Annotated in this window: 27 protein-coding genes; 14 read left to right on the forward strand and 13 right to left on the reverse strand. The window is 63.8% G+C overall.

Annotated elements, in window-relative coordinates:
* Positions 1-167: 167 nt before the first annotated feature.
* Together AC0NIE_RS17720 and AC0NIE_RS17725 are read left to right on the forward strand one after the other, a co-directional pair.
* Complete coding sequence (locus AC0NIE_RS17720; RefSeq protein ID WP_473485257.1) at positions 168-896, forward strand: AzlC family ABC transporter permease; 729 nt, start codon at positions 168-170, stop codon at positions 894-896.
* Complete coding sequence (locus AC0NIE_RS17725) at positions 893-1,189, forward strand: AzlD family protein (protein ID WP_077383210.1); 297 nt, start codon at positions 893-895, stop codon at positions 1,187-1,189. Before AC0NIE_RS17720 ends, AC0NIE_RS17725 begins: the two co-directional genes overlap by 4 nt.
* A gap of 24 nt (positions 1,190-1,213) precedes the next feature.
* Here the strand turns inward: AC0NIE_RS17725 and AC0NIE_RS17730 are convergent, their stop codons facing one another.
* The 6 genes from AC0NIE_RS17730 to AC0NIE_RS17755 form a co-directional block, all read right to left on the reverse strand.
* On the reverse strand, positions 1,214-2,353 hold the full coding sequence (locus AC0NIE_RS17730) for a DUF1501 domain-containing protein (RefSeq protein ID WP_473485258.1): 1,140 nt from the start codon (positions 2,351-2,353) through the stop codon (positions 1,214-1,216).
* Between the two features lie 5 nt (positions 2,354-2,358).
* The gene (locus tag AC0NIE_RS17735) at positions 2,359-3,729 is read right to left on the reverse strand and encodes a DUF1800 domain-containing protein (protein ID WP_473485259.1); all 1,371 of its coding nucleotides are present in this window, start codon (positions 3,727-3,729) and stop codon (positions 2,359-2,361) included.
* Between the two features lie 71 nt (positions 3,730-3,800).
* The gene (locus tag AC0NIE_RS17740; protein WP_473485260.1) at positions 3,801-4,268 is read right to left on the reverse strand and encodes a periplasmic heavy metal sensor; all 468 of its coding nucleotides are present in this window, start codon (positions 4,266-4,268) and stop codon (positions 3,801-3,803) included.
* Positions 4,265-4,669 (reverse strand): hypothetical protein, encoded by a 405-nt coding sequence (locus AC0NIE_RS17745; protein WP_473485261.1) that lies wholly within the window; start codon positions 4,667-4,669, stop codon positions 4,265-4,267. Before AC0NIE_RS17745 ends, AC0NIE_RS17740 begins: the two co-directional genes overlap by 4 nt.
* A complete protein-coding gene (locus AC0NIE_RS17750; protein ID WP_473485262.1) occupies positions 4,666-5,214 on the reverse strand; it encodes an RNA polymerase sigma factor in 549 nt (182 codons plus the stop codon). Before AC0NIE_RS17750 ends, AC0NIE_RS17745 begins: the two co-directional genes overlap by 4 nt.
* 205 nt (positions 5,215-5,419) lie before the next feature.
* The gene (locus AC0NIE_RS17755) at positions 5,420-5,866 is read right to left on the reverse strand and encodes a cupin domain-containing protein (protein ID WP_473485263.1); all 447 of its coding nucleotides are present in this window, start codon (positions 5,864-5,866) and stop codon (positions 5,420-5,422) included.
* A gap of 163 nt (positions 5,867-6,029) precedes the next feature.
* Between AC0NIE_RS17755 and AC0NIE_RS17760 the strand changes: the two genes are divergently transcribed.
* Positions 6,030-7,544 (forward strand): winged helix-turn-helix domain-containing tetratricopeptide repeat protein, encoded by a 1,515-nt coding sequence (locus tag AC0NIE_RS17760; RefSeq protein ID WP_473485388.1) that lies wholly within the window; start codon positions 6,030-6,032, stop codon positions 7,542-7,544.
* A gap of 31 nt (positions 7,545-7,575) precedes the next feature.
* On the opposite strand, the gene AC0NIE_RS17765 is transcribed toward AC0NIE_RS17760, so the two are convergent.
* Entirely contained in the window at positions 7,576-9,420 is a 1,845-nt protein-coding gene (locus AC0NIE_RS17765) for an aminopeptidase P family protein (protein WP_473485389.1), read from the reverse strand.
* A 381-nt stretch (positions 9,421-9,801) separates the two neighbouring features.
* On the opposite strand from AC0NIE_RS17765, the gene AC0NIE_RS17770 reads away from it, so the two are divergent.
* On the forward strand, positions 9,802-9,987 hold the full coding sequence (locus AC0NIE_RS17770; protein ID WP_029351430.1) for a hypothetical protein: 186 nt from the start codon (positions 9,802-9,804) through the stop codon (positions 9,985-9,987).
* A gap of 35 nt (positions 9,988-10,022) precedes the next feature.
* Here AC0NIE_RS17770 and AC0NIE_RS17775 read toward each other — a convergent pair whose 3' ends face one another.
* On the reverse strand, positions 10,023-10,895 hold the full coding sequence (locus AC0NIE_RS17775; protein WP_473485390.1) for a 50S ribosomal protein L11 methyltransferase: 873 nt from the start codon (positions 10,893-10,895) through the stop codon (positions 10,023-10,025).
* An 86-nt stretch (positions 10,896-10,981) separates the two neighbouring features.
* Entirely contained in the window at positions 10,982-11,560 is a 579-nt protein-coding gene (locus AC0NIE_RS17780; RefSeq protein ID WP_473485264.1) for an SCO family protein, read from the reverse strand.
* Between the two features lie 203 nt (positions 11,561-11,763).
* Here AC0NIE_RS17780 and AC0NIE_RS17785 point away from each other — a divergent pair, with 203 nt between their 5' ends.
* The 3 genes from AC0NIE_RS17785 to AC0NIE_RS17795 all read left to right on the forward strand — a co-directional run bounded on the left by AC0NIE_RS17785 (position 11,764) and on the right by AC0NIE_RS17795 (position 13,476).
* On the forward strand, positions 11,764-12,252 hold the full coding sequence (locus AC0NIE_RS17785; RefSeq protein WP_473485265.1) for a CreA family protein: 489 nt from the start codon (positions 11,764-11,766) through the stop codon (positions 12,250-12,252).
* 70 nt (positions 12,253-12,322) lie between these two features.
* Positions 12,323-12,964 carry a DapH/DapD/GlmU-related protein gene (locus AC0NIE_RS17790; protein ID WP_473485266.1) on the forward strand — a complete coding sequence of 214 codons (642 nt, stop codon included), beginning with the start codon at positions 12,323-12,325 and terminating at the stop codon, positions 12,962-12,964.
* A gap of 83 nt (positions 12,965-13,047) precedes the next feature.
* Positions 13,048-13,476 carry a low affinity iron permease family protein gene (locus AC0NIE_RS17795; protein WP_473485267.1) on the forward strand — a complete coding sequence of 143 codons (429 nt, stop codon included), beginning with the start codon at positions 13,048-13,050 and terminating at the stop codon, positions 13,474-13,476.
* Between the two features lie 3 nt (positions 13,477-13,479).
* On the opposite strand, the gene AC0NIE_RS17800 is transcribed toward AC0NIE_RS17795, so the two are convergent.
* On the reverse strand, positions 13,480-14,346 hold the full coding sequence (locus AC0NIE_RS17800) for an SDR family NAD(P)-dependent oxidoreductase (RefSeq protein WP_473485268.1): 867 nt from the start codon (positions 14,344-14,346) through the stop codon (positions 13,480-13,482).
* A 135-nt stretch (positions 14,347-14,481) separates the two neighbouring features.
* Between AC0NIE_RS17800 and AC0NIE_RS17805 the strand changes: the two genes are divergently transcribed.
* Positions 14,482-14,763: a hypothetical protein gene (locus AC0NIE_RS17805; protein WP_029351415.1), complete on the forward strand. Its 282-nt coding sequence runs from the start codon at positions 14,482-14,484 to the stop codon at positions 14,761-14,763.
* Positions 14,764-14,769: 6 nt separating this feature from the next.
* Here AC0NIE_RS17805 and AC0NIE_RS17810 read toward each other — a convergent pair whose 3' ends face one another.
* Both AC0NIE_RS17810 and AC0NIE_RS17815 read right to left on the reverse strand, forming a co-directional pair.
* A complete protein-coding gene (locus AC0NIE_RS17810) occupies positions 14,770-15,345 on the reverse strand; it encodes a TMEM175 family protein (protein ID WP_473485269.1) in 576 nt (191 codons plus the stop codon).
* A 272-nt stretch (positions 15,346-15,617) separates the two neighbouring features.
* On the reverse strand, positions 15,618-16,643 hold the full coding sequence (locus AC0NIE_RS17815) for a LacI family DNA-binding transcriptional regulator (protein WP_473485270.1): 1,026 nt from the start codon (positions 16,641-16,643) through the stop codon (positions 15,618-15,620).
* Positions 16,644-16,840: 197 nt separating this feature from the next.
* Here AC0NIE_RS17815 and AC0NIE_RS17820 point away from each other — a divergent pair, with 197 nt between their 5' ends.
* The 6 genes from AC0NIE_RS17820 to AC0NIE_RS17845 all read left to right on the forward strand — a co-directional run bounded on the left by AC0NIE_RS17820 (position 16,841) and on the right by AC0NIE_RS17845 (position 21,803).
* A complete protein-coding gene (locus AC0NIE_RS17820; protein WP_473485271.1) occupies positions 16,841-17,869 on the forward strand; it encodes a Gfo/Idh/MocA family protein in 1,029 nt (342 codons plus the stop codon).
* Between the two features lie 2 nt (positions 17,870-17,871).
* Positions 17,872-18,777: a sugar phosphate isomerase/epimerase family protein gene (locus AC0NIE_RS17825; RefSeq protein WP_473485272.1), complete on the forward strand. Its 906-nt coding sequence runs from the start codon at positions 17,872-17,874 to the stop codon at positions 18,775-18,777.
* Positions 18,778-18,880: 103 nt separating this feature from the next.
* Positions 18,881-19,894: a substrate-binding domain-containing protein gene (locus AC0NIE_RS17830; RefSeq protein ID WP_473485273.1), complete on the forward strand. Its 1,014-nt coding sequence runs from the start codon at positions 18,881-18,883 to the stop codon at positions 19,892-19,894.
* A 63-nt stretch (positions 19,895-19,957) separates the two neighbouring features.
* The gene (locus AC0NIE_RS17835; protein ID WP_473485274.1) at positions 19,958-20,755 is read left to right on the forward strand and encodes an ATP-binding cassette domain-containing protein; all 798 of its coding nucleotides are present in this window, start codon (positions 19,958-19,960) and stop codon (positions 20,753-20,755) included.
* Positions 20,752-21,210, forward strand: a complete 459-nt coding sequence (locus AC0NIE_RS17840; protein ID WP_473485275.1) for a hypothetical protein — start codon at positions 20,752-20,754, stop codon at positions 21,208-21,210. The genes AC0NIE_RS17835 and AC0NIE_RS17840 overlap by 4 nt, the downstream gene beginning before the upstream one ends.
* On the forward strand, positions 21,210-21,803 hold the full coding sequence (locus AC0NIE_RS17845) for an ABC transporter permease subunit (protein WP_473485391.1): 594 nt from the start codon (positions 21,210-21,212) through the stop codon (positions 21,801-21,803). The genes AC0NIE_RS17840 and AC0NIE_RS17845 overlap by 1 nt, the downstream gene beginning before the upstream one ends.
* A gap of 9 nt (positions 21,804-21,812) precedes the next feature.
* Here AC0NIE_RS17845 and AC0NIE_RS17850 read toward each other — a convergent pair whose 3' ends face one another.
* Positions 21,813-24,479, reverse strand: coding sequence for an ATP-dependent helicase (locus AC0NIE_RS17850; protein ID WP_473485276.1), 2,667 nt, complete (start codon positions 24,477-24,479; stop codon positions 21,813-21,815).
* Positions 24,480-24,510: the final 31 nt, after the last annotated feature.

Below are 24,510 nucleotides of genomic sequence, written 5' to 3' on the forward strand. Positions count from 1 at the left end.
AAGCGAATTGGTGTGACAAGGCTGGCGGCGCTCCCTACTTACGGCCTTTCCCCCCGCATCGGCCCGAAAATCGGGATCGATTTTCGGATGGCCCGATGCGTGGATTCAAAGTGTTAGAGCGTCCTTTGCTCGTCCAAAAGGACGAGCGGCGCTCTAAGGAGTGGCTGATGTCGGCGGAAGCAATCTCCGAAAACCGCGCAAAAAGCGATTTCTGGCAAGGCGTGCGGCTCAGCTTGCCCGTCGTGGTGGCGGCGGCGCCGTTTGGACTGCTGTTCGGGGCGCTTGCCGTCGACAACGGTTTTTCGGTGCTGGAAGCCTTCCTGATGAGCGCCATGGTTTTCGGCGGCGCCAGCCAGATGGTCGGCATCGAATTGTTCGGGCAGCATGTCGCGCCATGGCTGATCGTGCTGTCGATCTTCGCCGTGAATTTCCGCCATGTGCTCTACTCGGCGGGTATCGGCCGGCGCATCGCGCACTGGCCGCTTATGCAGCAGGCCGTCGGCTATTTCATTCTGACCGATCCGCAGTTCGCGGTGGCCGAGCGCAAGGCGGAGGCCGGCGAAACGGTCGGCTTCGCCTGGTATATGGGACTTGGTCTGCCGGTCTACGTGTTCTGGGTGACCGAAAGCGCGCTTGGCGCGGTGTTCGGCAAGCTCATTCCTAACACACATGCGCTGGGCATCGACTTCCTGCTGCCGATCTATTTTCTCGGACTGGTCATGAGCTTTCGCAAACGGCCCCTATGGCTGCCGGTGGTCGTCGCCAGTGCTGCTGCCTCCATCATCGCCTACAAGACGGTAGGCTCGCCCTGGCACGTCTCCATTGGCGCCGTGGCCGGCGTGCTGCTCGCAGTCATCCTGCCGCCGCACCACAGTGGTGTGGAGGCGCGGCCATGAGCACAACCTTGTGGATCATCATCGCCGGTGCGATTGCGACCTATCTGACCCGCATCGGCGGCCATCTGGTGATCTCGCGCTTCGAAAACATCCATCCGCGCGTCGAGGCCGGGCTGAACGCCGTGCCTGCCGCGGTGTTGACGACGCTGGTGGCGCCCGCGGCGCTTGGCGCCGGGCCGGCGGAATGGGCGGCATTGATCGTCGCCGGGCTGGTCTCGCTGCGCGGCGGGCTTATGGCGATGTTTTTGGCCGGCGCCGCTGTGCTGGTCCTCGCCCGCCAGTTCGTCGGGTAACCGGACCGGCTGAGTACGCCAGTCCTACTTGCGCACGATGTCGGAGATCGCGGGGTCGAATCGACCTCCTGCAAAGAGCGTGCGCATCGTCTCTTCCGGATCGAGACCAAACGTTTCGGCGGCCGTCACCGCAATCAGCGCGTCGAGGTCGAGCGTCGGTGCGAGGTCGCGTCCTTGGTAGAGCGCACCGGTAGACAGTCCCGGCCAGTCGGCCAGCACCCGCCCGCCATTCACCGCTCCGCCAGCGATCATCGCGGCCGATGCCGTACCGTGGTCGGTGCCGCCAGTGCCGTTGACGGCGACAGTGCGGCCAAACTCAGTGGCGACCAGCACGGTCGTATCCTTCCAGATATCGCCGAGCCCAACGTGCAACGCATCGATGAGCGCGTCGAGCGCTCTGAGCTGGTTGGCCAGCCTGCCTTGCTGGCCGCTATGCGTGTCCCAGCCGCTGGTTTCGATCATGGCAACGCGCGGTCCGTCGGCCTTGGAGAGGAAGCCCGCAGCGGTGCGGCCGACGCTCGCTGCGTCCTTGCGCTGCGAGTTCACCGCGCCCAGCGCCCGTGTCTCAATCGCGCTGCTCCACAGCGTATGCAGCTGTTCGTCGGCGTCATAGAGCTTGCCGACGCGCATCATCAGGTCGTCCGGCGCTTCTGGCAGGGCGGTTGGCGCATAGGAGGTGACGTCCGCCTGGCCTCGCAGCGCTAGCGGGATGGTCGGTGCAAAAGCGATCGCTTCGCTGCGAGACTTCGGCAGCATGCCGACCAGCCGGTTCAGCCAACCGTCCTGGCGCTCATAGGGCGAGGTGCCGCCGCTTTCGAGCACATTTTGACCGTCGAAATGCGAGCGCTCGCGATAGGGCGAAGCGACCGCCTGGACGAACAGTGCCTGCTTGTCCTGATGCAGCTTGCGGAGCCGGGTGAGCGAAGGATGCAGGCCAAACGTACCGTCGAGCTTTATCGGATTGTCGATTGCCAATGAGCCGCGCAGTGTGCGGTAGGCGGGGTCGGCATAGGGAATGATCGTGTTCAGCCCGTCCGCGGCGCCGCGCTGGATGATGAAAACGAAGCGGCGGTCGGTTTCCACAGTGGCGAAGACGATGTGCGGCGCGATCAGCATCGAGCCGAGGCCGACGCCGGCGAGAGTGAGGAATTGACGGCGTTTCATCTTGGTCATCTCCTCTGGAAATCGGGCGACACGAGCAGCAGCGCGATGCCGGTGCGCCGGCTCTCGGCGCGGTCGACTTCGGCCATCGTCAGCTCGCTGAGTGAGCCGGCAAAGAGTTTTTGCGCGAGATCTCGCGGACAGATGTCGCCACTCTGTGCGGCGAGGCGCTGCGCCGCCTCGACCCGGCGGACCAGTGCGTCGGGTGCCGCCCAGCTCCCGCCAACGTCGTCATAGCCGGCCGGCGAACGCGGCCGCCATACCGGTTGGCCGAGCTGGTTGAGCAGTTGCGCCAGGCGCGGCTTGCCGATGTCGCTGCGGCCCAGGCCGCGCAGCGCCGAGATCGTCCATTCCCACGGCGTCTTGAACTTCGCCGCCGCCGGTTGCCAGGCCTCTGGACTGTCGATGAGCGCGCGGTAGACGGCGACGAGATCGCCGTTCGACCGGCGAAAGGCTTCGGCGAGCCGTGTCACGACCGCTGCCGGCGGCTCGTCGGCGATGAAGTGGCGCGCCAGCTTGGCGGCGATATGCGTTGCGGTCGCCTCGACCGCCGCGAGGTCGCCGAGCCCGGCGAGCGCCTGTTTGTCCCCGCCCTGGTCGTAGGTCTTGCCCATGATCGTGCGTTGGCCTGGCTCGTGCAGCCCGGGTCGAAAGGTGAAGGTGCCGGCCTGGCCCCGCCCTCTGGCGCGTCCGGTGCTGAAACCGGTCAGCGCCAGCGCGAATTCGGTCACGTCGGCCTGGCTGTAGCCGGAGCGTGCACCGAGTGTGTGCAGTTCCATGATTTCGCGGGCCAGGTTCTCGTTGATGCCGGGTTTGCGCTTGGCGTTGCGTTTTGCTGCGCGGTTGGCAAATCTCGAGTTGGGACCGATCGAGCGCACCTGGTCGAGATAGAACAGCATCGCCGGGTGGCGCTCGGCGGCGAGTAGCATATCTTCGAAGCGGCCGAGCACATGCGGGCGGATCGCCTCGCGCTCGAAGGCGCCGGCGATCAGGGTCACCTGCGGTTTCTCCGCCGAGATGGCGAAATGGTTCGACCAGAAATGCACGAGCCGCTCGATGAAGGGCGTCGACGTTTCGAGCGCCGCGCGTGCCCGCATGTCGACCTCGTCGCGATAGAGCGCTTGAGCCTCCTGGCGCGCCGCCTTGCGGGCGGCCATCTTTGCGGCCCCCTCCGCGTCCTTGGCCTCGAGCATCGCCTCGACGTAGCCGTCACCGAGTGTGGCCGAGTCCTGCGCGCCGAAAAAGACGGCTGGGTTTGCATCGTAGTCTTCGAACTGCGCTATCAACCAGGATTTCGGGTCGGCCGGTGTCTCGTCTTCGGGCCGGGCGCCCAGGCCGAAGCGGTTGAGCGCAACCGCGACCTCGCTCGGACGTGCCAATCGTGCCTCCGTCAGCATTGCTTCAGAGGCTTCAACGCGGCAGTGACCGGAATCCGTCGCTCTTTCCAGCTCTATTTTTCATCCGCTCGGCGCAGCATGTTGCTGCGGCCGCGCAGGCCGTCGACAAGCCGCGCCCTGTCGGCTGGCGTCAGTGTCGTCGCGAAGCTCACGATTGCCTGTTCGAGCCGGCCGCGCAGCGCCATATCGGCTTGCCGGACCGAGGCGAGCGTCTCACTGACAGCCGCTGCGTCGATCGGCTCGGCCTTGATCAGGCGCGCGACCTGCTCGCGGCCGGTCCGAGCCGCTTCGATGTCGGCAGCCGACTGGCGCCGCGCCTCGGCGAGCGCTTGGCGGAACGCCTTGCGCTGCTCGGGCGACAGGCCGGCCGCGGCGAAGCGCAGGCCGCGCTGGTCGCCCACCCCGTCGCGCTGCCCCTCGCGCGTCTGCCACATATAGCCAGCGCCGGCAGTGGCGCCGAGCACGAAGATGTTCAGCGCCAGCGAGACGGCAAGCAGGATCCTGATGCTGCGTTCGCTCATTGCACGTCCCCCTGCATGTCGCCGAATGCGGTCAGCGCATAGGCGCCGCCATCGTCAGGGGCGCTGTTGAGCGACAACAGCACGGCGACTGTCAGCACACCGGCCAGCGCGCCCGCCAGTCCGATGCCGGCCAATCCGGCACACCGCCAGATGAGCCGTGTGCGGCGCCACAGCGCGGGCGGCGCCGTGGCGATGATCCTTCGCGCGAGCGCGCCGTCCGGAGCTGCGACGCGATGGCGCGACAGCAGATCGTCGAGCTCCGCCGCCGGTGCAAGTGCGACTTCGGCTTGAGTCGGATTGGCGGCGATGAAGTCCAGCGCCGCCGCCCGCTCGTTTTCAGGCCAGCGCTGCGGCGACCCGCCATAGGCGGCAACGAGCTCGGAAAACCTCTCTGGAGTCATGTCATTTCGTCCCTGTCTCGTCCGAGCCTGGAGCGCAACTGCCGCCGCGCCCGCGACAAGAGGCTTTCCAATGCCGCGATGCTGATCCCCATGACCTCTGCCGCATCGCTGTTCGAAAGCTCCTGATAATACTGCAGCACGATCGCCTCGCGCTGGCGCTCCGGCAGCTCGGCCAGCGCGCGCCGCACCTGGTGCTGATCGTCGGCCGCGAGCATATCCGCTTCCGCGCCCGGGCGTTCGTCGGGGCGATCGGGAAGCTCCGCCACCGGCGTCTCCCGCCGCCTGCGCAGCCGGTCGTAGCAGAGATTGAGTGCGACGCGATGCAGCCACGTGTCGAACTTCGCCTCGCCGGCGCGCCAGCCCGGAGCCGCCTGCCAGATGCGCAAGAAGGTCTCCTGCGCGACGTCCTCCGCCTCGCCGCGGTCGCCCAGCATTCGGGTGGCGAGACGGATCAGCCGCGGCAGCTTGCGCTCGACCATGGCTTCCACCGCAGCCGCATTGTTTTGCGCGATCAGCGCCAGAAGCCGCTCGTCGGTCTCGCCCACGCTCTGCCTTCTCGTTCCACCACGCCAGACCTTCTGCCGACACAACCGTCATCCTGCACCCGCTATGTGCCTTCAACGAGTTTCAACGCGAAATCCGTCGGCGACCCGTGCTTGGCGTGATAGACATGGCTCCGGTCTGGCGGCACACCATTGGCGGAATGTTCGGTTGAAGGGCGCCCCACCAATCATTCCTGGAAGGTCGCCTCTACGGTATCCTCCCGTCCATCTCCGGGAACAGGACGACGCTTTCCTGAGCGGTCGGTTCGTTGCGGGCGCCAATAAAAATGGCCGGCGCGCTTGCCCGGTTCACGGCGACGTGGAGCACGTTGGCGGGAATATAGAGATAGTCGCCGGGATGCACGACGTCCCGAAATTGCAGTTCGTCCCCGCTCCACATCTCCAGCTCGTCTCCGCTCAGCATATAAAATGCTGTTTCGTGACGTGCGTGGACGTGGGCCTTGGTCCGCTTCCCCGGAGGCATCGTGACGACGCCCAGCCAAAGCGCCTTCGCGCCGACGGTCTCAGCACTTATTCCCGGCAGATAGTCCGACCCCTGTTCGGCCCGATAAGCCTCGCCAGCCCCGACGATTACAGCTTTTCTGTCGCTGGGCGCCACAATGTCCGCTCCTGACGGTTGCTTCAACATCGTCATTTCGACCTCCATTTGTGTTAGTCTATACGAAGAACGGCCAAGATGACCGCACGTCCGGCCGGAGTCCTAAAAAGGGAGGCGAAAAGTTCCGAATTCTTCCGAAGCCGGTAAGCGGAATGTCGCAGCGCCGCGATGCTTAGCGTTCGGCCCGTTCGTGCTCGACATGCTGCGCGGGGGGCTTGTCCGCGAGGGCCGGCCGGTTGCGCTCGGGCACAAAGGCTTGTCGTTGCTTCAAGCCCTGCTGGAGGCACCGGCTCAAGTGCTGAGCAAGACGGCGCTTATGGAAGCGGCTTGGCCCGATGCCGTTGTCGAAGAAAGCAATCTCTCTGTGCAAATTGCAGCCCTGCGCAAGCTGCTCGGGCCACAGCCAGACGGCAGCGAGTGGATCGCCACGGTTCCCCGCACCGGATATCGTTTCGCCGGCAGCGTCCGTGTGCTGGACGCCGCTGCAGACGGCGCGCTGCCAAGTTCCGGCCAGCCGGCGGGACTCTCCGAAAGACCGTCCATCGCGGTCTTGCCGTTCGCCAATGTCAGCGGCGACGGGGAACAGGCCTATCTGGCTGACGGCATCACGGAGGACATCATCACAGCGCTGACGAGGTTCCGCTGGTTCCGGGTGATCGGCCGCAATTCCAGCTTCGTCTACAAGGACAAGCCAGTCGACTCCAAACAGGTGGCCCGCGAGCTTGGCGTCCGTTATGTGCTGGAAGGCAGCGTGCGCCGGTCCGGCCAGCATATTCGGGTCTCGACGCAATTGGTCGATGCGGCCTCGGCCAATCAGATCTGGGCCGAACGATACGAGACGGAAATGACGGAGGCATTCGCCGTCCAGGATGCCATAGCCGAGCGGGTGGCCGGCGCGATCGAGCCCGAACTTCTCAAGACGGAATCGCTTCCAGCCACTGCACGCAGCAGCGGAAATGCGACGGCCTGGGACCTGGTGCGGCAAGGTACCTGGCATTTCCACCACGTCGGCCGTCAAACTCACTTGAGTGCCCGCAAGCTGTTCCGGGAGGCATGCAGGCTCGATCCTGAACTCGCAGAGGCCCATCTCTGGCTCGGCCGGGTGAGCGCCGGCATCGTCGCTTACGGCTGGAGCGACAAACCGGAACAGGATATCCGGGAGGGCCTGGATGCAGCCTTGAAGGCGGTTCGGCTCGACGAGAAGAATTCCTATTCGCACTACGCGCTGGCCATCTGCAGCATTTACGCCAATGCACCGGAACAGGCCGTTCTTGCCGCGGAAAAGGCGATCGAAATCAGCCCAAGCTTCGCCCTTGGTCATCTGGTGTTGGGGATGGGACAGTTTTTTCGTGGCAGCGCATCCGAAGCGATAGCGCCGCTCGAACAAGGCCTTATGTTGAATCCTTACGATCCTCAGAACTTCGTCTGGTTCAATGTTCTGGCGCTCGCCTACTTGTTTGCAGGACAGGCAAACAAGGCTCTTGCCGCAGCCATCAAGGCGCGCAAGATCGCTCCCGCATGGCGGCCCACTCACGAAACTCTCGCCTGCTGCTACGTTTCGCTCGGCCGCTTGCCGGAGGCTGGATCTTGCGTTGAGCTGATGCGGGAAATGGAAAACCCTTCAGGCGATGCCTTGGCGCCGCTCAGGCTGCGCAATCCACATTGGGCAGATGAGATGGCGCATCTGTTGAAGAAAGCCGGTTGGCAGCGATAACGCTACATGCCATTCCCGGCCTTGCCAAAAATCAGGATTTCTGGTCGTGCGGCAGTGGTGCGGTTGCCTTTTCCAGCCAGGCGAGCGTCTCGCCTTCGAGCATCGGTCCGAGCTCGGCCAGCACGCGTTCGTGGTATGTGTCGAGCCAATGGAGCTCGTCGCGCGTCAAAAGGTCGGATCGCACCAGCCTGGTGTCGATCGGCGCCAGCGTCAGTGTCTCGAAGCTGTGCATGGCAATGTCGCCGCCCTCTATCTGCTCGGCTGGTGTGACCAGAATGAGGTTCTCGATGCGGATGCCGTAAGAGCCTTCCTTGTAGTAGCCCGGCTCGTTGGAGACGATCATGCCTGCCAGTAGCTTTTCGGTGCCGGTCCTTGCGATGCGCTGCGGGCCCTCGTGCACGGCCAGATAGGAGCCGACGCCGTGGCCGGTGCCATGGGCGAAATCGCAGCCATGTTTCCACAGAGCCAGGCGCGCCACGGCATCGATCTCGGAGCCGCGCGTGCCCGGGGGAAAGCGCAGCATGGAAATACCGATCATGCCCTTCAGCACCAGCGTGAAGCGTTCGCGCATTTCCTCGGTCGGTGTGCCGATCGGCACGGTGCGGGTGATGTCGGTGGTGCCGTCCTGATACTGTCCGCCTGAATCGAGCAGGAACAACTCGCCAGACTGAAGCTTTCGGCTGGTGGCGTGGGAAACGCGGTAGTGCATGATGGCGCCGTTCGGGCCAGCGCCCGAGATGGTGTCGAAGGACACGTCGCGCAGCGGCATTTGCGTTTCCTCGCCGGTGCTGCGGCGGCACTCCTCGAGCTTGGTGACGACCGCGATCTCGTCGAGCTTGCCGGGTTCCTGGCGGTCGAGCCAGCAAAGCAGCTTGGCCACCGCGGCGCCATCGCGGCGATGCGCGGCGCGGGCGCCGTTGATCTCGGCCTGGTTTTTCGTCGCGCGTGGAATGCGGGCAGGATCGGGTGCAGTGATGACGGTGCCGCCATTATCCTCGACCAGCATCCTGAGCTTCTCCGCCGCCAGCACCGGATCCAGCGCGACCTTCGCGCCGCCCTTGGCCAATCCTGCGATCGCCGCTTCGAATTCACTGGGTTCGTGCAATTCGGCGAGCTGCGTCAGATAGGCCGCGACGGTGCGCGAAAACTTGCGTTGGTCCATGAAAAGGAGATGCGACCCATCGGCGGCGAGCACGGCGAAGCCGAGTGCCAGCGGCGTGTGCGGCACGTCGCCGCCGCGGATGTCGAAGGCCCAGGCGATGGAGGACGGGTCGGTCAGCACGGCATGGGTGGCGCCGTCCTTGCCGATGGCCTCGGCCAGCCGTGCCAGCTTATCCTTGGCCAGTTCGCCGGCAAAGGCGATCGGATGGAGCTCGACCGGCGCCAGCGGCGGTTCGGGCTGGTCCTTCCAGATGACGTCGATTGGATTCTTCTCGAGCGGCACCAAAACCGCCCCCGATTTTTCGGCCGAAGCTTTCAGCGCTTTCACGTCGCCGATCGTCTGCAGCCACGGATCGAAGCCAAGCCGCACGCCCTTGCCGAGATTGTCCTTGATCCAGGTGGCGGGCGGATTGTCGACCAGGCTTTCGATCGAGAAGATGTCGAGATCGACCTCCTGGCGCACCTGCAGCGTGTAGCGCCCGTCGACGAACATGACGGCGCGGTCGCCGGCCACGATGGCGACGCCGGCCGAACCGCTGAAGCCAGTCAGCCATTTCAGCCGCGCCGAGCGGTCGGCGACATATTCGCCCTGATGCTCGTCGGCACGAGGCACGATGAGGCCATCCAAGCCGTTGGCCGCCAGCCATTGACGCAGCAGCGCCACACGCGGCTTGGCGACAGCGGGGTCGCCGGCGGAATCAAAGGTCTGGAACATCATGGCCTCTCTTTGGGTGCTGGATGTGAGCGGCGGACTTTCAAGTCGAACCGTGCCGCCGCTCACATCTAGCTTTTTGTTTGAGCATCGGGTTTTCCCAAAACCGGTTTCCACTTTTGGGTGCGATGCTCTAGCGCGACCGTAGCGCATGACCCTGAAAATCGGAATCGACTTTTGCTGGGCGGATCTTCGGTTCGGAGAAAATCAGCGCAAGATCAAAGTGCTACAGCGTCAGGCGCCTGACAATCGGCGGGATTTGGTCCAGCAGCATCGCTTTTGCGCATAGACGCCATGCAGAATCAGCGATTTTCAAACAGGTCAGCAGAGCTTACCTTTTTGACGTGGAGGAAAGAGTCTTATTGCCCTGCAAAGGAGACCATCATGTCCACGATTTCAGCCAGACGCGGATTTTTCAGAAGTGCTGTGAACGCTCTCATCGAAGCACGCCAGCGCGAAGCGAGCCGCTATGTGAGCGGCGTTCTGCTTGGCTTTGACGACGAAACGCTGAAAGCGAACGGCTACGATCGCGAAGAACTGAAGAAGGCGGCAAGGTCGCGCTACGTCTGAGCGAATTTATGGCTGGCGTTTGAAGGCGCTGCGCGTCACCGCTTGAGGTGGATTGTCACCCAGCCCTCGCGATGCAACGTCCTGACATGGCGGAACTGCTGGCCGACATAGGCCGAGATCACCGCGTCGCGCTGCCGGTCGAGGATGCCTGACAGCACGATCGAGCCGCCCAAAGCGATATGCCTGGCCATTTCGGGCGCCAGCCGCATCAGCGGCCGCGCCAGTATGTTGGCGACGATGAGGTCGAAGGGGCCGCGCGCGGCAAAGATCGGATGGTGGAAGCCCGGCGCCGTCACCGTTTCGACGAGCGCCTTGACGTGATTGAGCCGCGCATTGGCGGCGGCGACTTTTGTGGCGACCGGATCGATGTCGGTCGCCAGCACCGGGATATGGGCGAGCTTGGCCAGCGCGATGGCCAGCACCGCGCTGCCGGTGCCGAGGTCGAGCGCGTTGCGCGGGCGCTCGCGCCGCACGACCTGTTCCAGCATTTCAAGACAGCCGGCGGTGGTGCCGTGATGACCGGTGCCGAAGGCGAGGCCCGCCTCGATCTCGATGGCGAGTTCGCCGCTGTGGCGCTTCCTGCGGTCATGCGCGCCGTGGACGAAGAAACGGCCGGCGCGTACCGGCTTCAGTCCCTCCAGCGAACGCGTCACCCAGTCGATATCTGGCACGGGCTCGCGCGCAATCGGCCTCGACAAGGCAAGCCCGGCAAGGATCTCTTCCACGCGCGCCTCGACGGCGTCGACATCGCCGTCAGCATAGAGCGACACTTCCTGGATGTCGCGATCCTCATCGACTTCGAGGATGGCAATCGGCAGACCCTCGTCCTCGAAGGCCGTTTCGAACGCCGCGAAGATACGGTCGGCCTCGATCTTTCCAGTGGTGAAATAAAGCCGCGTTTGGGTCATCAAACGATGTTTTTGTTTGAGCATGATCTTTTCCGAAAACCGGTCTCACTTTTCGCTGTCGCGGACCTTCGGTTGGGGATCATGCTCTAACCTTCCGCCGCCAGCCGCTTGAGCTTGGCGATGGCGGTGTCCGGGCTTTCACCGTAGGCGATGGTGCCGGCGAAATCGCCCCTGGCGTTGAGCAGCAGCACCGAAGCGGTGTGGTCCATCGTGTAGTCGCCGTTGCCCGTATCGACCTTCTTCGAATAGATGCCGAAGGATTTGGCCATGGCGTGGACCTTGTCCGGGTCACCGGTGATACCGAGGATGCGGTCGGAGAAATTGCTGATATAGGCTTTCAAGACGTCGGGCGTGTCGCGCTCCGGGTCGACCGTTACGAAATAGGCGCGCAGGTTCTTGCCATCGCCCCCCATCGTCTTCAGCCAGCCGGCCAGTTCGAACAGCGTGGTCGGGCAGACTTCCGGGCAATGGGTGAAGCCGAAGAAGACGACGCTGGGGTGGCCGCGAAACTCAGCCTCGGTGATCGGGGCGCCCTTCTGGTCGACCAGCGTGAACGGCGCGCCGAACGGCTCGCCGCCATAATGCCCGCGGTACCAGTCGAAGGTGAGCCAGCCGATGCCCGCCGCCATCAGGACGAGAATGCCGACCAGAATTGAACGCATCATCAATTGGTGTCCATTGCGATTTTCATTGGCGCCGTATCGGCGCCCTGGAGCTTGTTGGGCGAACACTCTTAACGGTTAGATCTCGCGCGCGCAAAGATGTCGCGTTGCCGCAACCGGCATTCCTGTCAAAAAATGATCCGCTTGCAAAGCGCTGCCGCCCGTCCCACCTGAGGTCGGCAAAACTCGAACCGCAGGAGGCTTCCTTGCGAAAACTGATCGGCGGCGCTTTGGCCGCATGCCTTGTCATCGGTGCTGGTGCGGCTGTCTCCCAGGAGGTCGGCAAGGTCGGCGTCGACTGGCTCGGCAACGACATCATCGTCGAGGCGATCAAGGACCCGAAGGTCGAAGGCGTGACCTGCCACGTCTCCTATTTCGACCGCGGCGTGATCGATCGCCTGCAAAAGGGCAACTGGTTCGAGGACCCGTCCGATTCCTCGATCTCGTGCCGCCAGACCGGGCCGATCACCATCAGCGACATCGACATGAGCGAGGCCGGCGAGGAGGTATTCAAGCAGGGCATCAGCCTGATCTGGAAGAAGCAGGTGGTGAACCGCATCTACGACAAGACCAATGAGACCCTGATCTATCTGTCGCACTCGCGCCAGGTGCAGGACGGTTCGGCGAAAATGTCGGTCACCACCGTGCCGCTTTACGGCCAGAACGTGGTGTGGACCAACGGCAAGCCGAAATAGGCTCTGGTAACAGGTGACGGACGATTGGTCCCGCTTGCGGGACCAATCGCTCGGGCGTAAAGCCGCCGGCATGGACCGTCCCGAAAACCTTGTCCTGAAAGACCCCGAGCCGCGCATCCACCCGACCGCGGAATTGAAGGCGTGCAAGCTTGGACGCTACGCCTCGATCGGCGAGCGGGTCATCTTGCGTGAAGTCATAGTGGGTGATTTCTCTTATTTCGAGCGCCACGCCGAGGCGATCTACACGACCATCGGCAAGTTCTGTTCGATCGCCGCCAACAGCCGCATCAACGCGCTGGAGCATCCGATTGAGCGGCTGACCCAGCACAAGCTCAGCTACCGCCCGAACGAGTATTTTCGCTGGCTGGGCGTCGACGCCGGATTTCGGGAACGACGGCGGGCAAAGGCCGTCAGTATCGGCCACGACGTCTGGATCGGCCATGGCGCGGTGATCATGCCTGATGTGACCATTGGCAATGGCGCGATCGTCGGCGCCAACGCTGTGGTGACGCGCGACGTAGCTGCTTATGCGATTGTCGCCGGCGTTCCGGCCAGGCAATTGCGCCAACGCTTCGCGGCGGACATCGCCGCGCGGATCGAAAGCCTAGCCTGGTGGGACTGGCCGCCCGAGAAACTGGCCAAGGCAGTCCCCGACATGCAGGCAATGCCGATCGAGGCCTTCCTCGACCGCTGGGAAAACGAAATATCCTGATTTGGCAGGCGCGTGCACGGCTATGTCCGTGAAATCCCTCCTTGCAAGGGAACCCGGAGCGGTTGCCGGTTGTTTCTCTTGCCATGATCGAGAAGCTTTTCACCAAGATCGCCACCTACGTTGCCCATCTTGCCGGTTTGCCGACGACATTCGCCGTCTGTTTTCTGATCATCGTTGCCTGGGCGATAAGCGGGCCGTTGTTCGGCTTTTCGGATACGTGGCAACTCGTCATCAATACCGGCACGACGATCGTCACCTTCCTGATGGTGTTCCTCATCCAGAACACCCAGAACCGCGATGGCACGGCGATTCAGACGAAACTCGACGAGTTGATCCGGGTCGGCAAAGCCCACAATACTTTTATCGGCATCGAGCACCTGACCGAATCCGAGGTCGAGGAGATCCGCAAAAAATGTGAACAAGCGGCGAAACGGCATGACCAGAAGATCGCCGATGCGGCGGTCAAGAAAGCCGCTGCGCAAAAGCGCGGCTCGAACACACATGCGGCGTGAGCGTCAGCTTTCCATGAACGCCGCGAAAGGCTCCTTGTAATCCGGATGCCAGCGCGACAGAGCAGGGCGGTTCTCGATGATGTCGCCGATCGCCCAGGCCATGCGCTTTTCGTCCATAGGCCGTGTCGCCTCGTTGTCGGGGCACAGGATGTAGAAGTCGCCACGCACCAGCGAGGCCAGCATGAAGTCGATCACCTGCTCGCCTGTCCAGGCGCCGGCGGGCTTTTCGGTTCCACCTTCGGTCAGGCCGGTAAAAGTGAACCCCGGGATGAGCAGATGCGCGGCGATGTTGGCACCCGGCTCGTTGCGCAACGCATGTGCCAGGCCTTCGGTGAAGGTCTTCACGCCTGATTTGGAGACGTTGTAGGCAAGGTTGCCGGGCGGCGTGGTGATGCCTTGCTTGGAGCCGGTGTTGACGATCAGGCCCGGCCTTCCGGTCGCCAGCATGCGGGGTGTGAAGGCCTCGACGCCATGGACGACGCCCCAGAAATTGATGTCCAGCAGTCGCTTCCAGGCGTCGCGGTTCTCCCAGGGTTTGCCGGGATTGTTGCCGACGCCGGCATTGTTCATCAACAGCGATACGCCGCCGAAGGCATCGAACGCCTTTTCGGCCAGCCGGTCGAGCTCGTCGGCTTTCGAGACGTCGGTGGCGACCGCGAGTACCGCGCTGTCGCCGGCAATCGTTGCAACGGCGCCGGCAGCCTCATCGAGCCGCGCGCCGCCAATATCGGCCAGCACGATTTTCAGGCCCATCGCCGCCAGCCGCTTGGCCGCGGCAAGGCCGATGCCGCTGGCGCCGCCGGTGATGACGGCCGCGTTGCCGGAGGCAAGGGCAGGCAAAGCGCTCTGGATTTCGGCATCGGTGGTCATGGCTATAGCGTCCTCGTTTCAAGTTGCGCCGAACTTAGCGCGGCGAGGGGCTCGCGCAAGCCCGCTTTGGCATCCTTGGGTTGACCACATCGGCAGGCGCTGCGCATGCTGTCCACGTAAGAAGGAGATTACCGATTGACCGACTGGATCGAGATCCTGAAAGAACAGACCGCCACCGGCGACCAGATGAGCCGCGAGGTGCCGCAAATGCTTGCCAATCCTGACATCAGCGAAGCGCAAGTGAAGACGCTGTTTTCGGCGCTCGAAAAGCAAGCGGAATTCGTCGAGAAGCTGCGCATGGCGCTGGAGAAATTTGGCCATGATTTTTCGGTGATCAAGGCGGCCGAGCGGCTCGAGGAGCGCTATGCCGATCTTGCGGCCTCCGTGGCGGAGAAGCTGAAAGCAATGCGGGGCTAGGCAGACCTATTTTTCGACCAGCCTTTCGAACCGCCTGTCCGGTACGAACCAGATCATGGCAACCAGCACATAGAGCGCGACGCTGATCCATTGATTGACGAAGGTCAGCGGAATGGCGGCGATATAAAGGACCAACGAGATCTTTTCCTTGCGGTCGGTGCCTACCGCTCTGGCGAAGGCAGTGTCGTTGCCATGCAGCCGGTGCAGCATGACGACTAGAATGAAGTAGGCGGCCGCGCAAAGCGCCAGGACAACACCGTAAACGGCGACAGGCACCGGCGCGAAATGGTTTTCGCCCATGAAGGCGGTGGTGACGGGCATCAGCGACAGCCAGAACAGCAGATGCAAATTCGCCCACAGCACGCGGCCATCCACCCACTGCACGGTGTGGAACATGTGGTGCAAATTGTTCCAGTAGATGCCGACATAGATGAAGGACAGCACGTAGCTGAAAAACGTGGGCCATAGAGGTGCCAGCACGGAAAACTCCGCGCCATGCGGCACCTTCAACTCGAGCACCATGATGGTGATGATGATGGCGATGACGCCATCGGTAAATGCCTCGACTCGTCCCTTGCCCATGGATTTCCTCCACTGCGCCTGGCTCATCCTAGGCGATCGAAGTGGCTGGAGGGAAGGCCTGGGTGCTGTCGTTCAGCCGTTCGGCGTCTCGCCGGTGGCCGGTCTGTCTTCGATCATGTGCAGGGTGGGCCAGCGGCCGAAGCGGTGATAGGCGGCTGCCAGCGCGAGCGAGGTGATCGAGCCGACCGGAAAGCTCCACCACAGCGCTTCCTCGCCGATAACAAGAAGAGCGGCCGATCAACAACAAGAGGGGAAGGTGAGTGCGGCCATCATCAATCGCTGTCGCGTGCGATCAGCTCCAGCGGCCAGACCTCACGGATGATCCGCGCGCCTTCGGTGCCGGCAAAGGCCGGGATCGACGCCAGCAACATTTCGGCCAGCCGCCGTCCCATCGGCTCCAGGGGAGGGCGGAAGCCGGTCAGCGCCGGTGAAAAATAGCGGCACAGCGGCGTGTCGACGATAACGATCACCGCAATGTCGTGACCGGGCTTGATGCCCATCTCGGCCAGCGCCTTGCAGCCGCCCAGTGCCATCGCGTCATTATTGAAGATGATCGCGGTCGGCGGGTCCTTGGAGCGCATCACCTCAGGCGTCACTTCGTATCCGCCGGCCTCGTTGATGAAGCCGTCCGCGATCAGCCCGGGTTCGACCTCGATGTCGTGCCGCCGTAAGGCCTTGCGATAGCCGGCCAGGAACAGATAGCCGAAATTGAGGTTAAGAGACGGGCGGATGGCGGCGATGCGGCGATGGCCGCGCGCCACTAGGCGGTCGACCGCGTCGGCCCCGGCTTTTTCGAAATCGAGGTCGAGCGACGGATAGGAGTTGCCGCCAGAGCGGCTGCGGCCGAGCGTCGCAAACGGGAATCCGACCCTGGTCAGGTAATCGATGCGCTCGTCCTCGCGCCGCGTCCAGGCCAGCACCACCGCATCGGCCCGGCGCGTCTCGACCACCCGGCGCAGGCGCTCCTGCTGGTAGTCGCCCGGCGCGCCCATCACCACGATCAGGTCGAGCCCGCTTTCGGCGAGTTTCGCCTGCAGCCCGGTCAGGAACGGAATGAAGAACGGCTCGCCATATTGCTCGTCGCCCGGGTGCGGCTGCAGCATGAAGGCGATCGAGTGGGTGGCGCCGCGCCGCAGGCTGCGGCCGGACTGGTTCGGCGAATAGTTCAGCTTTGCCGCGGCATCGAGCACGCGCTGGCGCGTGTCGGCATTGACGTCGGCGCGCCCGTTGAGCGCGCGCGACACGGTGCCGATCGAAATGTTCAGGTGACGCGCAAGGTCGTGAATGCTGGACGCCAAAGGACAGTTCTCCCCTTTCTTGGCTATCACCGGCCGCTCTTCAGGCCAAGGTGATCAAGGTGATTTTCGCGAGCGGCCAATTGACATTCTACGCCTTCGGGTGTGTTCTCGTAAACGTTTACGGAAAAACGTTTACGGTCACGCCGTGAATGCCGTGACGATCGGTCTGGAGGGGCCGAGCGGAGGAGGAGCGCTGGATGATGAATGTCGTCCTGGTCGGCTGCGGAGCGATGAGCAAGCACTGGCTCGATGCGGCGAGGCAGATCGACGGGTTGGCTATTGTCGGCCTTGTCGACCTCGACGCCGACAGGGCGAAGGTAAGGGCGCGCGAATATGACCTTGCCGGCGTCATCGTCGGAACCAATCTTGACGCTGTCCTCGACCAGACCAAACCCGACGCAGTGTTCGACGTCGTGGTTCCGGTGGCCCGGCGCGAGGTTGCGCTCTCCGCGTTTGCCCATCATTGCCACCTCCTGACCGAAAAGCCGCTCGCCGACAGCCCGGACAACGCGCGCGCCATCGTTGCGGCCGCCCGCCGCGCCGGACGTGTTCATGCCGTCGTGCAGAACCGCCGCTATGTCGCCAATGTCAGGCGTATCAGGCGCTTTCTCGAATCCGGCGCCATCGGTGCTGCGACCAGCATCCACGCCGACTTCTTCGTCGCGCCGCATTTCGGCGGGTTTCGCGAGGAGATGCGCCATGTCCTGCTGCTCGACATGGCGATCCACACTTTCGACGCCGCCCGCTACATGGTAGGTGGCGAGCCGGCCAGCGTCTATTGCCAGGAATGGGAGCCAGTCAATTCCTGGTACCGGCAGGGATCGTCGGCCACCGCAATCTTCGAGCTCGGCGGCGGCAAGCTGTTCACCTATTCCGGCTCCTGGTGCGCCGACGGGTTCCGCACCAGTTGGGAGAGCACATGGCGCATCGTCGCCGAGCACGGCAGCCTGGTCTGGGACGGTGAGGATGGGCTGAGGGCGGAAGTCGCGCGGCCTATCCGTGAAGGCCTGTTCGATCGCACAGAGCCGCTCGCCGTGCCGCCGCTCGATCCCAATGACCGCATCGGCGGCCATCTCGGCATCATTCAGGATTTTGTGCGCGCCGTCGAAACTGGCAGCGAGCCGGAGACGCGCGGCGCCGACAACATCAAGAGCCTGGCCATGGTCTTTGCCGCGATCGAAAGCGCCGAAACCGGGCGCCGGGTCGCGATCGCACAGGAAGGGTGACGATGCCAAACCCGCTTCTCGACATCAGGATCGGTACCATGGTGCGGGCCAATCTCGATGACCCGGCCGCCTATATCAAGGCGATCCTGCCGCTCGGCTTCGAGAGCATCCAGCCCTTCTTCTGGCAGACGCTGGGCGGCAAGGATCTTCCACGGCTGGCCGGCCAGATCCGCGAGGCGATCGGCGACGCCGACGTCGTCGTCTCCTCGCTCGGCGTCTTCGGCAATCCGCTGGAAAGCGGCGATGTCGATTGCGGCGTGCTTCACGCATGGGAAACGGCCATCGACCATGCGCATCTGTTCGGCACCTCGATGGTCAGCGGCTTCACCGGCCGCCTCCGCGGCAAGCCGCTGCCCGACAGTCTGCCGCGCTTCCGCGAGGTCTGGGGACCACTGGCTCGGCGCGCCGCCGACAAGGGCGTGCGCATCGCCTTCGAGAATTGCGCGATGGACGGCAACTGGGCTGATGGAGACTGGAACATCGCCCACAATCCGGACGCCTGGGAGCTGATGTTCAACGAATTGCCCGATGACAATCTCGGCCTGGAATGGGAGCCCTGCCACCAGCTCGTGTATCTGATCGATCCGATCCCGCAGATCCGCAAATGGGCGCCGCGCATCTTCCATGTCCACGGCAAGGACGCGACGGTGCGCTGGGACGTGATCCGCGAGCATGGCGTGTTCGGCCGGCTGCCGTTCGTGAAAATGCGCACGCCTGGCTTCGGCGACAGCGACTGGACGCGGGTGATCAGCGAATTGCGGCTGGCCGGCTACAAGGGCGCCATCGACATCGAGGGTTGGCACGACCCGGTCTATCGCGGCGACCTCGAGATTACAGGGCAGGTGCGGGCGCTGGATTACCTCAAGCAATGCCGGGGAGGTGCCGCGTATCTGCCGAACCCGGCCTGAGGATCGGCAGGCGGGAGGAGCCGGCCAGCGGAGCATTGCGGCGAGAAGCCGAAGCATTCGTCGAAAACCCTCGGCTTGCGAGGGAACAAAGGGAGGAACGTGCATGAGCATCACGATGAGAAGGACAGTTCTGCGCTCGACCGTCCTGGCGGCCGCCACGGCGCTCGCCGCCGCAATCTCCACCTTGCCTGCCCAGGCGCTCGATGCCCAGTGGTGCAAGGACGTCCACATCCGCTTCTTCGTCGGCGGCGCCGAGGGCGACGCCTTCGGCACCATCGTCTACAATGGCGCCAAGCAGGCCGAGGCCGATCTTGGGCCGAAGGTCGACTACATCTTTTCCCAGTGGGACGTCGAGAAGATGGTGCAGCAATTGCGCGAGGCCGTCGCGGTCAAGCCCGGCGGCATCGCCATGATGGGCCACCCGGGCGATGCTTCGATCATGCCGCTGGCCGAACAGGCGCACAAGGACGGCATCAGGATGATGTACCAGAACGTGCCGGTGCCGAAGGTCACGGCAGCGTTCGGCGGCGGCTATGTCGGCGCCCAGCAGGAGCAGCAGGGCCGCGCGCTCGGCGCCGAGGCGTTCAAGCTGGCCGGGCTCAAGGCCGGCGACAAGGCGATCATGATCGGGCCGTTCGAGAACGAGAACCGCGGCGCGCGCGAGCGCGGCACGGTCGCCGCCCTGAAAGAGGCGGGCGTCGAGGTCATCCAGCTCTCCTCGCCGCCGAGCGGCGAATGGGCTTCCGACCCCAATCTAGCCATTCCGGTGATTACCGCAGCACTGCTCAACAATCCCGACGTCAAGGCGGTCGGCTATCCCGGCGGACAGATGCTGGGCAACGTCCCGACTTACATGCAGGCGGCGGGCAGGAAGGCGGGCGATATCTTCAATTTCGGCTTCGACACCAGCCCGCAGATCGTCGAGGGATTCAAGGGCGGCTGGGTCCAGCTGACGGCCGACCAGCAGCCGTTCCTGCAGGGTTATCTGCCGATCCTCAGCCTCTGCCAGCAGGTGGTGCTGGGCCTAGCGCCAATGAATGTCGACACCGGCGCCGGCTTCGTCACGCCTGAGAATTACGAGATCGTCGCCGAACTCGCCAAGCAGGCGCTGCGCTGACTTTCTAATACGGCATGCCGGTCGGACAGGCCGACCGGCAGCCGGAACCAAGCGAGGATCGCAATGGCCGAACGCCTTATCGAACTGCGCAACATCAGCAAGTCCTATGGCCAGGTCTATGCGCTGGGCGGGGTTAATCTCAGCGTCGACCGCGGCGAGGTGGTCGGCCTGATCGGCGACAACGGCGCCGGCAAGTCGACACTGATCAAGATTCTCTCCGGCGTGGTCAAGCCGACCAGCGGCGAGATCCTCATCCGCGACCAGCCGGTGACCGGCTGGAGCGCCGCGCGCTCGCGCGACGCCGGCATCGAGACGGTGTTCCAGGACCGGGCGCTGGCCGTGCAGCAGACGATCGTGCGCAACATCTTCATGGGCCGCGAACTCACCGGCTTTCTCGGCTGGCTGAAGGTCAACAAGGAAATCGAGGAGGCGAGCCGCCTGATGCGCGAGATCGGCTTCACCTCGAAAGTGTTCACGCCGCAATCGATCGTCGGCCAGCTCTCCGGCGGCGAACGCCAGGGCGTGGCGATCGCCCGCGCCATCTACAAGCAGGCCGACCTGATCATCCTTGACGAGCCGACGACGGCGCTGTCGCTGACCGAAACCGCCAAAGTCTTCCATTTCGTGCGCCAGGTGCGGGCGAGCGGCCGATCGATCCTGTTCATCGGCCACAACATCCATCACGTCTTCGATATCGCCGACCGCTTCGTCGTGCTCGATCGCGGCAAGGTCGCGCTCACCGCCGACCGCAGCCAAGTCAAGTCGGCCGAAGACCTCATCAACTTCATGGAAGACGTCGCGCATCCGGGCGGATTGCCGGGACTGCACGACGCCGGCGACCCGGAGCAGAGAGCACGATGAGCAAGACAATGGAGCCCGATCTGCACGAGCCGTCCGCCGGCATCTCCCGTCCCGGCAATCCCCGGAAAGAGTGGAAACACCCATCCGATCACTGGATGCGCGGCTTCATCCTCGACAACCGCGCCGCACTCGGCACGCTTGCCGTGTTCGTGGTGATGATGACAGTGTTCATGATCGCCAACCCGACCGTCTTCACCACCTGGTATCTCTACAGTTCCGTGCTCACCACGCTGCCGGTAGCGCTGTTTGTGGTGGTACCGCTGGTCTTCGTCGTCACCTGCGGCGAGATCGACCTGTCGTTTCCGGCGACGATGGGTTTTGCCTCATGGGTCTTCGCGCTGGTCGTGCAGGCCGGCTACGATCCGTTCCTCGGCATCGCCACCGCCATTGCAACGGGCACGTTGCTCGGCTCCTGGTCGGCTCGCTGGTCGTCTACGGCGGGCTGTCGTCGCTGATCGCCACGCTCGGCATGAATTTCCTGCTGCGCGGCCTGATCCAGATTATCAACGAGGGCAAGTCGACGGCGCTGACCAGCCTTGCCGACAGTTGGGCCTACAAGATCTTCTCCAGCCAACTCTACGGCATCCCGGTGCAGATCTTCTGGGCCATCGGCTTCGTCGTGCTGTCGGCGCTGCTCTACAACAGGCATCGCTTCGGCGCGCAGGTGAAGGTGGTCGGCGACAATCCCGACAGCGCCCAACAGATGGGCATCGACGTCAAGCGCGTGCGGGTGAAAGTGTTCGTCTTCGTCGGCATCGGGGCGGCGATCGCCGGCACCTTCTCGGTGATGATCAACTTCACCTGGTGGCCGACGGCTGGCGACGGCTATTTGCTGCCGGTGCTGGCATCGGTGTTCGTTGGCGGCACGCCGACCTGGGGCGGCGTCGGTACCGTGGTCGGCGGCGCCATCGGCGCCGTCACCGTGTCGTTCATCCAGACCGGCGTCGTCGCGGCAGGCCTGAGCGGTTTCTATGTCCAGTTCTTCAACGGGCTGATCATCATCCTGTCGCTGCTCGGCCACAAATGGAACCAGGCGCGGTATCGGTGAGGGGGATACTCACACCCCGCTGACAAACCCGTCCAGCACGCGTTTCTGGCCGGCCTTGTCGAAATCGATGGTCAGCTTGTTGCCGTCGATGGCAGCAATGTTGCCGTTGCCGAATTTCTGGTGGAAGACTCGGTCGCCGACATTGAAGGGGGATGGCGTGTCGGCAACAGATTTGGCGACCAGTTCGCCGTCGATGGTGCGGCCTTTGATCGAGGTGCGGCCGGCGCCATAGCCACTGTCGGTCTCGCCATAGCCGATGCGCTCGACCTGGTGGCCGGAGCGCGAGCCCCAGTTGCGGTCGGTCGCTTCGGTGCGGTTCTGTTGCGCGCGCTGCCAGCCCGGCGTCGCATAGGTGCTGGAGAAGGCGCCGGATTTCTCGGTGCCGACATTGTCGAAGCGCGAAGCGCCGTAAGGATTCTGCCGTCCTGCCCCCTGGCCGCCCCGTCCGGAGGCGAAGGAGCCGCCGCCATAGGCATTGCCGTAACCGCCATAGGAGTTGCCGCTCTCGGCGACCTCGACATGGGCCTCCGGCAGTTCATCAAGGAAGCGCGACGGGATGGTCGATTGCCACAGGCCGTGGATGCGGCGGTTGGAGACGAACCACAAATGCAGGTTCTTCTTGGCGCGGGTCAGGCCGACATAGGCCAACCGCCGTTCTTCCTCCAGCCCGGAGCGGCCGCCCTCGTCGAGCGCGCGCTGGTGTGGAAAAAGACCTTCCTCCCAACCAGGGAGAAAAACCGTCTCGAATTCCAGGCCCTTGGCCGAATGCAGCGTCATGATGTTGACGGCGTCGAGCTCGGCGTTCTGCTCGGCGTCCATCACCAACGCGACATGTTCGAGGAACGAGCGCAGCGATTCGTACTCCTCCATGGAGCGGATCAGTTCTTTGAGGTTTTCCAGCCGGCCGGGAGCTTCCGCCGAGCGGTCGTTCTTCCACATGTCGGTGTAGCCGCTCTCTTCCAGGATGGTCTCGGCCAGCTCGGTGTGCGGCGTGGTCTCCAACGCTTTCTGCCAGCGCTCGAAATTGGCGGCGACTTCGCGCAATGCTGCGCGCGGCTTCGGCTTCAGTTCGTCGCTCTCGGCGAGTTTTTCCGCAGCCTCCAGCATCGGAATGCGGAGCGTCCTGGCGGTGTCGTGGATCTGGCGGATGGTGGCTTCGCCCAGCCCGCGCTTCGGCACGTTGACGATGCGCTCGAAGGCGAGATCGTCGGCACCTTGCGCAACGACGCGGAAGAAGGCCAGCGCATCGCGGATTTCGAGGCGCTCGTAGAAGCGCGGGCCGCCGATGACGCGATAGTTGAGGCCGAGGGTGACGAAACGATCCTCGAATTCGCGCATCTGGAAGGAGGCGCGGACAAGAATGGCCATATCGTTGAGATTGTGCTTCTGCCGCTGGTAGGCTTCGATGGTTTCGCCAACGGCGCGGGCCTCTTCCTCGGAATCCCAGGCGGCATGGACATGCACCTTCTCGTCGTCCTCGGCGACTTTTTCGGTGAACAGCGTCTTGCCGAAGCGGCCTTCATTGTGGGCGATGAGATGGGAGGCGGTGCCGAGGATGTGCGCGGTGGAGCGGTAGTTGCGCTCCAGCCGGATGATCGCGGCGCCGGGGAAATCCTTGTCGAAGCGCAGGATGTTGTCGACCTCGGCCCCGCGCCAGCCATAGATGGATTGATCGTCGTCGCCGACGCAGCAAATGTTGACTTTGCTTTCGCTCACGGGCTGTTCCGCGCCTGGCGGCGCGGGCCCTCCGCGGGGGCCTCGCAACGGCTCGGACGCCCGGTCGGGCTTGCGGCCTTCGGCCGTTCGCAAACCTGTCGACGTAGAAGTGCGTCCGGCGTCCGGCCGCTGGGCCAGCAGGCGCAGCCACATGTATTGGGCGGTGTTGGTGTCCTGGTACTCGTCGACGAGAATGTATTTGAAGCGCTTGTGGTACTCCTTCAGCACGTCCGGATTGTCGCGGAAGATGCGGATCGGGTGGCACAGGAGGTCGCCGAAGTCGCAGGCGTTCAGCGTCTTCAGCCGCTCCTGATAGGCCTTGTAGAGCTCACGGCCCTTGCCGTTGGCGAAGGCGCGGGCGTCGCCCTCGGGAATGTCGGCAGGGCCAAGCCCCTTGTTCTTCCAGCCGTCGATCATCTGGGCGAACTGCCTGGCCGGCCAGCGCTTGTCGTCCAGCCCTTCGGCCTGGATGAGCTGCTTGATCAGGCGCACGACGTCGTCGGTGTCGAGAATGGTGAAGTCGGATTTGAGCCCGGCAAGCTCGGCGTGGCGGCGCAGCAGCTTCACTCCAATCGAGTGGAAGGTGCCGAGCCACGGCATGCCTTCGACATTGCCGTCGCCGATCAGCAGGCCAATGCGCTGCTTCATTTCGCGCGCGGCCTTGTTGGTGAAGGTGACGGCGAGGATCTGCGACGGGAAGGCTCTCTTCGTGGCGAGGATGTGAGCGATGCGGGTGGTCAAGACACGCGTCTTGCCGGTGCCGGCGCCGGCCAGCACCAGAACCGGACCCTCGGTGGTTTCCACCGCCAGCCGCTGTTCGGGGTTGAGCCCGTTCAGATAGTCGGGCGCATTGGTGTGGCCGCTGCGGGCAGCCATGGCGCGCGCGGCAATGCCGGACGGGGCCGTGGGCCGCGCATTCGGTTCGTCAAAAAAGGGCATGTCTTCCGAAAAGCCGGACATTGTCCCCGAATGTAGTGATTCGGCAGCGAAA

This window comes from Mesorhizobium sp. WSM4842 (assembly GCF_055901575.1).

Coding starts and splice junctions, on each gene's coding strand:
- AC0NIE_RS17720 (WP_473485257.1), top strand. CDS start 168: ATGTCGGCGGAAGCAATCTCCGAAAACCGCGCAAAAAGCGATTTCTGG.
- AC0NIE_RS17725 (WP_077383210.1), top strand. CDS start 893: ATGAGCACAACCTTGTGGATCATCATCGCCGGTGCGATTGCGACCTAT.
- AC0NIE_RS17730 (WP_473485258.1), bottom strand. CDS start 2,353: ATGAAACGCCGTCAATTCCTCACTCTCGCCGGCGTCGGCCTCGGCTCG.
- AC0NIE_RS17740 (WP_473485260.1), bottom strand. CDS start 4,268: ATGAGCGAACGCAGCATCAGGATCCTGCTTGCCGTCTCGCTGGCGCTG.
- AC0NIE_RS17745 (WP_473485261.1), bottom strand. CDS start 4,669: ATGACTCCAGAGAGGTTTTCCGAGCTCGTTGCCGCCTATGGCGGGTCG.
- AC0NIE_RS17755 (WP_473485263.1), bottom strand. CDS start 5,866: ATGACGATGTTGAAGCAACCGTCAGGAGCGGACATTGTGGCGCCCAGC.
- AC0NIE_RS17760 (WP_473485388.1), top strand. CDS start 6,030: ATGCTGCGCGGGGGGCTTGTCCGCGAGGGCCGGCCGGTTGCGCTCGGG.
- AC0NIE_RS17765 (WP_473485389.1), bottom strand. CDS start 9,420: ATGTTCCAGACCTTTGATTCCGCCGGCGACCCCGCTGTCGCCAAGCCG.
- AC0NIE_RS17770 (WP_029351430.1), top strand. CDS start 9,802: ATGTCCACGATTTCAGCCAGACGCGGATTTTTCAGAAGTGCTGTGAAC.
- AC0NIE_RS17775 (WP_473485390.1), bottom strand. CDS start 10,895: ATGACCCAAACGCGGCTTTATTTCACCACTGGAAAGATCGAGGCCGAC.
- AC0NIE_RS17780 (WP_473485264.1), bottom strand. CDS start 11,560: ATGATGCGTTCAATTCTGGTCGGCATTCTCGTCCTGATGGCGGCGGGC.
- AC0NIE_RS17790 (WP_473485266.1), top strand. CDS start 12,323: ATGGACCGTCCCGAAAACCTTGTCCTGAAAGACCCCGAGCCGCGCATC.
- AC0NIE_RS17795 (WP_473485267.1), top strand. CDS start 13,048: ATGATCGAGAAGCTTTTCACCAAGATCGCCACCTACGTTGCCCATCTT.
- AC0NIE_RS17800 (WP_473485268.1), bottom strand. CDS start 14,346: ATGACCACCGATGCCGAAATCCAGAGCGCTTTGCCTGCCCTTGCCTCC.
- AC0NIE_RS17810 (WP_473485269.1), bottom strand. CDS start 15,345: ATGGGCAAGGGACGAGTCGAGGCATTTACCGATGGCGTCATCGCCATC.
- AC0NIE_RS17820 (WP_473485271.1), top strand. CDS start 16,841: ATGATGAATGTCGTCCTGGTCGGCTGCGGAGCGATGAGCAAGCACTGG.
- AC0NIE_RS17825 (WP_473485272.1), top strand. CDS start 17,872: ATGCCAAACCCGCTTCTCGACATCAGGATCGGTACCATGGTGCGGGCC.
- AC0NIE_RS17830 (WP_473485273.1), top strand. CDS start 18,881: ATGAGCATCACGATGAGAAGGACAGTTCTGCGCTCGACCGTCCTGGCG.
- AC0NIE_RS17835 (WP_473485274.1), top strand. CDS start 19,958: ATGGCCGAACGCCTTATCGAACTGCGCAACATCAGCAAGTCCTATGGC.
- AC0NIE_RS17840 (WP_473485275.1), top strand. CDS start 20,752: ATGAGCAAGACAATGGAGCCCGATCTGCACGAGCCGTCCGCCGGCATC.
- AC0NIE_RS17850 (WP_473485276.1), bottom strand. CDS start 24,479: ATGTCCGGCTTTTCGGAAGACATGCCCTTTTTTGACGAACCGAATGCG.